Source organism: Microvirga arsenatis (assembly GCF_009910705.1).
In the GTDB taxonomy this organism is placed as follows: Bacteria; Pseudomonadota; Alphaproteobacteria; order Rhizobiales; family Beijerinckiaceae; genus Microvirga; species Microvirga arsenatis.
In genome coordinates, this window is sequence record NZ_JAAAXJ010000022.1 from 34456 (window position 1) to 42698 (window position 8243).

Annotated in this window: 8 protein-coding genes; all 8 read left to right on the forward strand. The window is 64.9% G+C overall.

The annotated features are described in order from the left end of the window. Positions 1-46 precede the first annotated feature (46 nt). The 8 genes from GR303_RS21785 to GR303_RS24955 all read left to right on the forward strand — a co-directional run bounded on the left by GR303_RS21785 (position 47) and on the right by GR303_RS24955 (position 8088). On the forward strand, positions 47-1258 hold the full coding sequence (locus tag GR303_RS21785; RefSeq protein ID WP_161726111.1) for a D-alanyl-D-alanine carboxypeptidase family protein: 1212 nt from the start codon (positions 47-49) through the stop codon (positions 1256-1258). After that, on the forward strand, positions 1258-1932 hold the full coding sequence (tmk, locus tag GR303_RS21790) for a dTMP kinase (RefSeq protein ID WP_161726109.1): 675 nt from the start codon (positions 1258-1260) through the stop codon (positions 1930-1932). The genes GR303_RS21785 and tmk overlap by 1 nt, the downstream gene beginning before the upstream one ends. Next, a complete protein-coding gene (locus tag GR303_RS21795) occupies positions 1922-2986 on the forward strand; it encodes a DNA polymerase III subunit delta' (RefSeq protein ID WP_161726107.1) in 1065 nt (354 codons plus the stop codon). The genes tmk and GR303_RS21795 overlap by 11 nt, the downstream gene beginning before the upstream one ends. 56 nt (positions 2987-3042) lie before the next feature. After that, entirely contained in the window at positions 3043-4593 is a 1551-nt protein-coding gene (gene metG, locus GR303_RS21800) for a methionine--tRNA ligase (protein WP_161726105.1), read from the forward strand. A gap of 47 nt (positions 4594-4640) precedes the next feature. Beyond that, a complete protein-coding gene (locus GR303_RS21805; protein WP_161726103.1) occupies positions 4641-5972 on the forward strand; it encodes a family 1 glycosylhydrolase in 1332 nt (443 codons plus the stop codon). Between the two features lie 66 nt (positions 5973-6038). After that, positions 6039-6848, forward strand: coding sequence for a TatD family hydrolase (locus tag GR303_RS21810; RefSeq protein ID WP_161726101.1), 810 nt, complete (start codon positions 6039-6041; stop codon positions 6846-6848). Further along, positions 6845-7645: an MBL fold metallo-hydrolase gene (locus GR303_RS21815; protein ID WP_161726099.1), complete on the forward strand. Its 801-nt coding sequence runs from the start codon at positions 6845-6847 to the stop codon at positions 7643-7645. The genes GR303_RS21810 and GR303_RS21815 overlap by 4 nt, the downstream gene beginning before the upstream one ends. Positions 7646-7740: 95 nt before the next feature. Continuing rightward, positions 7741-8088, forward strand: a complete 348-nt coding sequence (locus GR303_RS24955) for a hypothetical protein (protein WP_246205808.1) — start codon at positions 7741-7743, stop codon at positions 8086-8088. Positions 8089-8243: the final 155 nt, after the last annotated feature.

Genomic DNA, 8243 nt, shown 5'->3' on the forward strand with positions numbered 1-8243 from the left:
CCACAGATTCGGGGTCTCCTAAGGGAAGAGCCTGGAGTTGCTGATAATGCGTCGTTTCAAGGTCGCCCGGATCCTGGCGGCACTCGGTCTTGTGTGGGGTGGGATTCTGCTGGCCTCCGGTCTGCCGCAGGAGGCGAGGGCCCAGGGCTTCCAGACCTTGGCCCCGACAGCCATCCTGATCGACGCCGGCAGCCATGCCGTCCTGTTCGAGAAGAATGCCGACGAGCCGACGGCGCCGGCCAGCATGGCGAAGGTCATGACGGCCGAGGTTGTCTTCAACGAAATCAAGAACGGCCGCCTGAGCTTCGACAGCGAGTTCACGATCTCGGAGAATGCATGGCGCAAGGGCGGCGGAGGCTCCGGCGGGTCGTCCATGTTCGCGAAGGTGAACACCTCCATTCGGCTGGAGGATCTGCTGCGCGGGCTCATCGTGCAATCCGGCAACGATGCCGCCATCGCCATCGCCGAGGGCGTGGCCGGAACCGAGGAAAGCTTTGCCCGCCTCATGAACGAGCGCGCCAAGCAGATCGGCCTAACGAAATCCACCTTCCGGAACGCCACCGGCTATGGGCACCCCGAGCAGAAGGCTACGGTCCGGGACCTCGCAAAGCTCGCCATACACATCATCGAAACCTATCCGGATCTCTACAAGCTGTTCGGCGAGCGCGAGTTCACCTGGAACAAGATCCGGCAGCAGAACCGCAACCCCCTGCTGTTCATGGACATCGGGGCCGACGGCCTGAAGACCGGAAACATCGACGAGGCCGGCTATGGCCTCATCGGCTCCGCCGTCCAGAACGACCAGCGGCTCGTGGTGGTGGTCAACGGTCTCAAGACCGCCAAGGATCGCGCGGCGGAATCGCGGAAGCTCCTCGACTGGGGCTTCAGGGCCTTCGAGAGCCAGCAGCTCTTCGCCGAGGGGCAGGTGGTCGGCGAAGCCCAGGTCTTCGGCGGCACCCGCCGTTCGCTCCCGCTTGTGTCCAAGAAGCCCGTTCGTGTACTCGTACCCCGCGGGGAGGGCGAGCGCGTCACGGCGCGCATCGTCTATACCGGCCCGCTCAAGGCTCCGATCCAGAAGGGGGCCGAGGTGGCCCGGCTCCAGGTCAACCGTGGTGACATGCAGGCTCTCGAAATGCCGCTTTATGCCAGTGAGGACGTCCAGCAGGGTACATTGAGCCAGCGGGCGCTGGATGGGCTGTTGGAGTTCAGCACGGGCTGGGTTCGCCGGGCCTTCGCGAGTCTCTTCGAAAGAATTTGATGGCAGGCTGCTTCATCACGTTCGAAGGCGGGGAGGGCGCAGGCAAGTCGACCCAGATCGGCAGGCTCAAGAACCGGCTGCAGCAGCTCGATCACTCGACCCTCGTGACCCGCGAGCCGGGCGGATCCCCGCGGGCCGAGGAGATCCGGGCCTTTCTCCTGGGCGGTCACGCCAAGCATCTCGGGCCCTTCGCGGAGGCCCTCCTGTTTGCGGCCGCTCGCATCGACCACCTGGACAAGACCATCGTTCCGGCTCTGAAGAATGGCGTTCACGTGCTCTGCGACCGCTTTGCGGATTCGACCAGGGCCTATCAGGGTTCTGTGGGGAACATCGACAAGACCCTCATCGATCAGCTCGAGCGCGTGACGCTCCGGGGCGTGAAGCCCGATCTCACCTTCATTCTCGACTTGCCTGCCGAAGTGGGGCTGGCCCGGGCCAGGGCGCGCCAGGCCGGGAAAGGTGAGGGCGCGGATCGTTTCGAGGATGAGGACGTGTCGTTCCACCAGTCGCTCCGTCAGGCATACCTGTCCATCGCCCGGGCGGATCCCGGGCGATGCGTGGTGGTGAATGCGGATCAGGCGCCCGACGAAGTCGAGGCGGCAATCTGGGCTGCCTTGCGCGAGCGCCTTCCCCGGATCACCCAAAGCGCCGTGAGGCCCCTCGATGTCGCGTGAGCCCCAGGGGCTGCCCGAGCCCGATCAGCTCGAGGGGACGCCTCATCCCCGGGAGCAGTTTGCGTTCTTCGGCCACGAGGAAGGTGAGGGAGCCTTCCTGGAAGGGCTCCGCAGCGGCCGCCTCCATCATGCCTGGCTGATCGGAGGCGCCCAGGGCATCGGCAAGGCGACCTTGGCTTATCGCGTCGCGCGAGCGGTGCTCGATCCGCGGCGCAGCGCCGACAGGTCCGTCGCCAGCCTCGATGTGCCGCCAGACTCGCAGGTGGCGCGGCAGGTCGCGGCCCTGTCCCACCCCAACCTGTCCGTTCTGAGGAGGGCGCCGGCAACGGACAAGAAGGCAGCCTCCACGACCATTCCGGTCGAAGCCGTCCGGAGGGCGCTCTCCATGTTCGGGTCGACGGCGGCGGATGGCGGCTATCGCGTCTGCATCGTCGACAGCGCCGAGGATCTGACGGTGTCGAGCGCCAATGCCTTGCTCAAGGTGATCGAGGAGCCTCCTCCGCGCTCGCTGTTCCTCATCGTCAGCCATGCGCCTCAGAGGGTGCTTCCGACCATCCGTTCGCGTTGCCGGCGCCTGCTGCTGCGGCCGCTTGGGGAGCGGGACATCAAACGGGCCATTGCCTTCCTCGGAGCGCCCTGGTCCGACATCCCAGGCGACGTGGTCGATCAGGCTCTGCGCTATGGCGAGGGCTCGGTGCGCCGCACCCTCGAGCTGCTGGACGAGGAAAAAGTAGCCTTCATCGAGCAGGTCACGAAGCTCCTGAACACCTTGCCCGGAACCGACACGAAGCAGGTCCTGGCCCTCGCCGAGGCCCTTTCGAGACGGGATGCGGAGGACAGCTACGAACTGGCCCTGGACACCGTGCAGCGCTGGGTTTCCCAGCGGCTCCACGAGCGGGCAGGCCTCGGCGCCTCGCGCCTTGCACCTTTGGTGGAGGTGTGTGAGAAGATCGGCCGCGCGGCGCAGGAGATCGACGTGTTCAATCTCGACCGCCGGCCCTTCATCCTGACGATGTTCGACGACCTTGCCGACGCGGTGCGGCGAGCGGCCTGAAGTCTCCGCACTCTACAGGATTCAGGGCTTAAGATTTCAGGTTTTAGGAACCCGACATGGCCGAAAAGCAAAAATTCTACATCACCACGGCTATCTCGTATCCGAATGGGGCTCCCCATATCGGCCATGCCTACGAGGTCGTCGCCTCGGACGCGATCGCCCGCTTCAAGCGCATCGACGGCTATGACGTGTTCTTCATGACCGGCACGGACGAGCACGGCCTCAAGATCCAGCAGACGGCGGACAAGAGCGGCACCACGCCAAAAGCCTTCGTGGACGAGATGGCCGCCAAGTTCCGGGCCATGGCCGACCGGCTGAACTGCTCCTACGACCGCTTCATCCGCACCACCGACGCGGACCACCTGCCCTCGACGCAGGAGCTGTGGCGCCGGATGCAGGAGAAGGGGGACATCTACCTTTCCAAGTATTCCGGCTGGTACTCGGTCCGGGACGAGGCCTATTACGACGAAAGCGAGCTGACGAAGCAGCCCGACGGCAGCTGGCGTGCGCCGACAGGCACGCCTGTGGAATGGATCGAGGAGGAGAGCTACTTCTTCCGCCTCTCCGCCTACCAGGATCGCCTGCTCGCCCATTACGAGGCCAATCCCGACTTCATCAGCCCGGAGACCCGGCGCAACGAGATCACGAGCTTCGTTCGCTCGGGCCTGCAGGATCTCTCGATCAGCCGCACCACCTTCAACTGGGGCCTGCCGGTTCCTGGCGATCCGAAGCACGTGATGTATGTGTGGATCGACGCGCTGAACAACTATGTGACCGGCTGCGGCTTCCCGAACGAGAACGATCCGCGCTGGCGCTACTGGCCGGCGGACGTGCACATCATCGGCAAGGACATCGTGCGCTTCCACACGGTGTACTGGCCGGCCTTCCTCATGTCGGCGGAGCTGCCGCTGCCCAAGCGCGTTTTCGGCCACGGGTTCCTTCTCAACAAGGGCGAGAAGATGTCGAAGTCGGTCGGCAACGTGGTCGATCCCTTCGATCTGGCCGATACCTATGGCGTCGACCAGATCCGCTACTTCTTCATGCGGGAAGTTCCCTTCGGGCAGGACGGCAACTACTCCCACGAGGCCATCGTCAACCGCATCAATGCGGATCTGGCGAACGACCTCGGCAACCTGGCGCAGCGCTCGCTGTCCATGATCGCGAAGAATTGCGGGGCCGCCGTGCCGCAGCCGGGGGAGTTCACTCAGGCCGACCGGGACATGCTCTGGCTCGCCGATGCCCTGCCTGGAAAGGCAAGGGCTGCCATGAAGGACTTTGCGCTTCACACGACACTGTCGGAGATCTGGGCCGTTGTGGCGGAGGCCAACCGCTACTTCGCCTCCCAGGAGCCCTGGGTTCTGCGCAAGACCGACCCTGCCCGCATGAACACGGTGCTCTACGTTACCGCCGAGGTTCTGCGCGCCGTCGGAATCCTGGCCCAGCCCTTCGTGCCGGAGGCTGCGTCCAAGCTGCTCGATCTGCTGGCGGTGGCGCCGGAGGGCAGGGGCCTTGCGGCGGTCGGGCCCGAGCATCGCCTGGCCGCGGGGGTACCCCTTCCGCAACCGGCCCCGATTTTCCCGCGTTATGTCGAGGCGGAGGCGTCCTGACGCGTCCGCTTTGATCGGCCCGCAGGGGCCCTCAGCGGAAGCGGGCGATGTATACGACCTTCATGTTCGCCACCGGGATCGAGAACAGCATCCCGACCATCAACAATGGCCGCACCCGCATCGATCAGATGGAGAAGTGCGGCCATTACAGGCACTGGAGAACCGATTTCGACCTCTTGGAGGAGCTCGACATCCAGGTTCTCCGCTATGGGCCGCCGCTGCATACGGCGTTCCTGGGCCCTGGGCGGCATGACTGGTCCTTCGCGGACATGACATTCGCCGAGATTCGGCGGCGCAACATCATTCCCATCGTGGATCTCTGCCATTTCGGCGTGCCGGACTGGATCGGCAACTTCCAGAACCCGGACTTCCCGGCGCTGTTCGCGGAATACGCCGGCGCCTTCGCGCGCCGCTTTCCCTGGGTCCAGCTCTACACCCCCGTCAACGAGATGTTCATCTGCGCCCAGTTCTCGGCCGCCTATGGGTGGTGGAACGAGCAATTGCGCAGCGATCAAGCTTTCGTGACCGCCCTCAAGCATATCGTGAAGGCCAATGTGCTCGCCATGGAGCGGATCCTCGACGTCCGCCCCGATGCGCTGTTCATCCAGAGCGAGTCTTCAGAATATTTCCATGCCGAGAATCCTGCGGCCATCAAGCCGGCCGAGATCATGAACGCGCGGCGGTTCCTGTCCCTCGACCTGAACTACGGCCGGCGGGTCGATTCCGAGATGTACGAGTTCCTGATGGACAACGGCATGACCCGGGACGAGTACCATTTCTTCCTGAGCCGCTCGTCCCTGCGCCATCACTGCATCATGGGCAACGACTACTACGTCACCAACGAGCATCGGGTTAGGGCCGACGGCATGACCCGGGCCGCCGGGGACGTCTTCGGCTACGACGAGATCACCCGGCAATATTACGACCGCTACCGCTTGCCCGTCATGCACACCGAGACCAACCTCATGGAGGGGCCCACGGGCGAGGAGGCGGTCAACTGGCTCTGGAAGCAATGGGCCAACGTGCTCCGGGTCCGCAACACCGGCGTGCCCATCGTAGGCTTCACCTGGTACTCCCTCACCGATCAGATGGACTGGGACGTGGCTCTCAGGGAGGAGAACAACCGCGTCACGCCAGTCGGCCTCTACGATCTCGACCGCAACATCCGTCCCGTGGGGCGCTGCTACAAGCAGCTGATCCAGGACTGGTGCAACGTGCTCCCCGCCCAGAGCGTCTGCCTGACGGTGCCCGTCATCCGGCCGCACGACCTCGAGGAGAGCGCGGTCCGCCGTCATCAGGATCGCCTCCGGAAGATGCGCCGCAAGGAGGCGGGAGAGGACGACGAGCCGGCGGCAACCGCCCAGGGTGGGCATCGGTAGACGAAGGCGCTGATCGGCTTTATTCAGCGTGTGCCGTTGCCGCCGCAGAGGAGGGCGCCTTCACCCATGTTGGTCGACAGCCATTGCCATTTGGACTTCCCGGATTTCCAGAGCCGCCTGCCGGAGGTGCTGTCTGCTGCGGCGGCGGCCGGGGTCGGCCGGATGGTGACCATCTCGACCCATGTGGCGCGCTATGAGACCTATCGGAGCCTTGCCGAGGCTCATACGAGCGTCTTCTGCACCGTGGGCACCCATCCGCACAATGCGGCGCTCGAACCGGACGTTCCGGCCGAGCGGATCGTGGATCTCTCGAGGCATCCCCGGTGCGTAGCCATCGGCGAGGCGGGCCTCGACTACCACTACGACAAGAGCCCGCGCGACGTGCAGCAGCGCGTCTTCCGCACGCATATCGAGGCCGCGCGAGAAGCCGGGCTGCCCCTGGTCGTCCATGCCCGGAATGCGGACGAGGACATGATCCGGATCCTGTCGGACGAGATGGGGCGAGGGCGGTTCGATGCGGTTCTCCACTGCTTCTCGTCGGGCGAGAAGCTGGCCCAGGTCGGCGTCGAGCTGGGCCTCTACGTATCGTTCTCGGGCATCCTGACCTTTCGGAACTCCGAGGAGATCCGCCGGATCGCTGCATCGGTTCCCCACCATCGTCTGCTGGTGGAAACGGATGCGCCCTACCTCGCCCCGGTCCCGCACCGCGGCAAGACCAACGAGCCTGCCTTCGTGGCTCACACGGCCCGTGTGCTGGCGGAGGTCATCGGCGCGTCCCCTGAGGCCGTCGCCGAACTCACGACTGCCAATTTCTACCGGCTCTTCTCCAAGGCGGCGGCTGCCGATGCCGAAAACGGGCGGGCGCTCGCGTCATGACGTTGCGGGTGACCATCCTGGGCTGCGGATCTTCCGCCGGCGTGCCAAGGGTCGGAGTCGGCTGGGGCGCCTGCGACCCGACCAATCCGCGGAACCGGCGCCGGCGCTGCTCGGCGCTGGTGGAGCGGATCGGCCCGGACGGTGCTGCCACGACCGTTCTGGTCGATACCGGCCCGGACGTGCGCGATCAGCTGCTGGAAGCCAATGTCCGCCGTCTGGACGCGGTTCTCTACACCCACGAGCATGCCGACCATATTCACGGGATCGACGACCTGCGGCCGCTCGCCATCGTCCAGCGCCAGCGCATCCCGGTCTACGCCGACAGGATGACGAGCGAACTGCTCCTGATGCGCTTCGGCTACTGCTTCGAAACGCCGGCCGGCAGCAGCTACCCGCCGATCCTGAAGATGCATCACCTGCAGCCAGGCACCACGACCATGGTTTCCGGCCCAGGAGGAGCCGTGGAGGCCGTGCCGTTCCGGATGGTCCACGGCGACATCGATGCACTGGGGTTCCGCTTCGGGAGCATCGCCTATGCGCCTGATGTGAGCCTGGTGCCGGAGGAGAGCCTGCCGTATCTGGAAGGGCTCGATGTGCTGATCCTCGACGCCTTGCGCTACACGCCGCACCCGACGCATTTCTCGGTGTCGGAGGCGCTCGACCTGATCGGGCGGGTCAGGCCGAAGCGCGCCATCCTGACGAACCTGCATACGGACCTGGACTATGAGGCGCTGCGCCGCGAGCTGCCGCCGCATATCGAGCCGGCTTATGACGGCCTGCAGATAGAAACCCGCTGATGCTGCGGCGGTAAAGATGGTGGAGCGGGCCCCGTGAGGACAGGCAGTTCAGACCTCGCCAAACTGCCTTCAAAGGTTTTATGCCTGGGTGACCCATGAGCCACGCGCCATCAGCAGATCGATATCCGCGCACGCCGGATGGGCGCTATTTCGTCGTTCGGGGTCGATTGTGGCGCCTGAGCAATCCGGATCTCGAGCCTGAGGAGCGGGAGCGCTTGGTTCGGGAGCTGATGGCAGCGCGCCGTGCCATCCGCAGCGTCAAGGACGATCCAGAGGCTTTGGCCATAGTCCGCGCTCGGGTCGATGCCGGAAAGCGGGCTCTCGGGGAACGTGGCCCGGTGTGGTGGAGAGACGGCGCGCCCGATTACAATCGGCAGCTGGTCCGGAACACTCCGTATGCTGAATGGTATGCTTCGCTCGCCACGAGGCCACCGACCGACTGATCCAGAGCCCCTGCGGGGAGAGATTTAAGTTCCATTTAGCTCTAGTCCCTAACAGGATCCTCAACTGTAGCAGTGATTTAGCTGTCGTGGACATGTCAAGAACGACAGCAGGATGTGAGTGCCTACGGCATGCTCGCCGTCAAGAACGGGCCTTC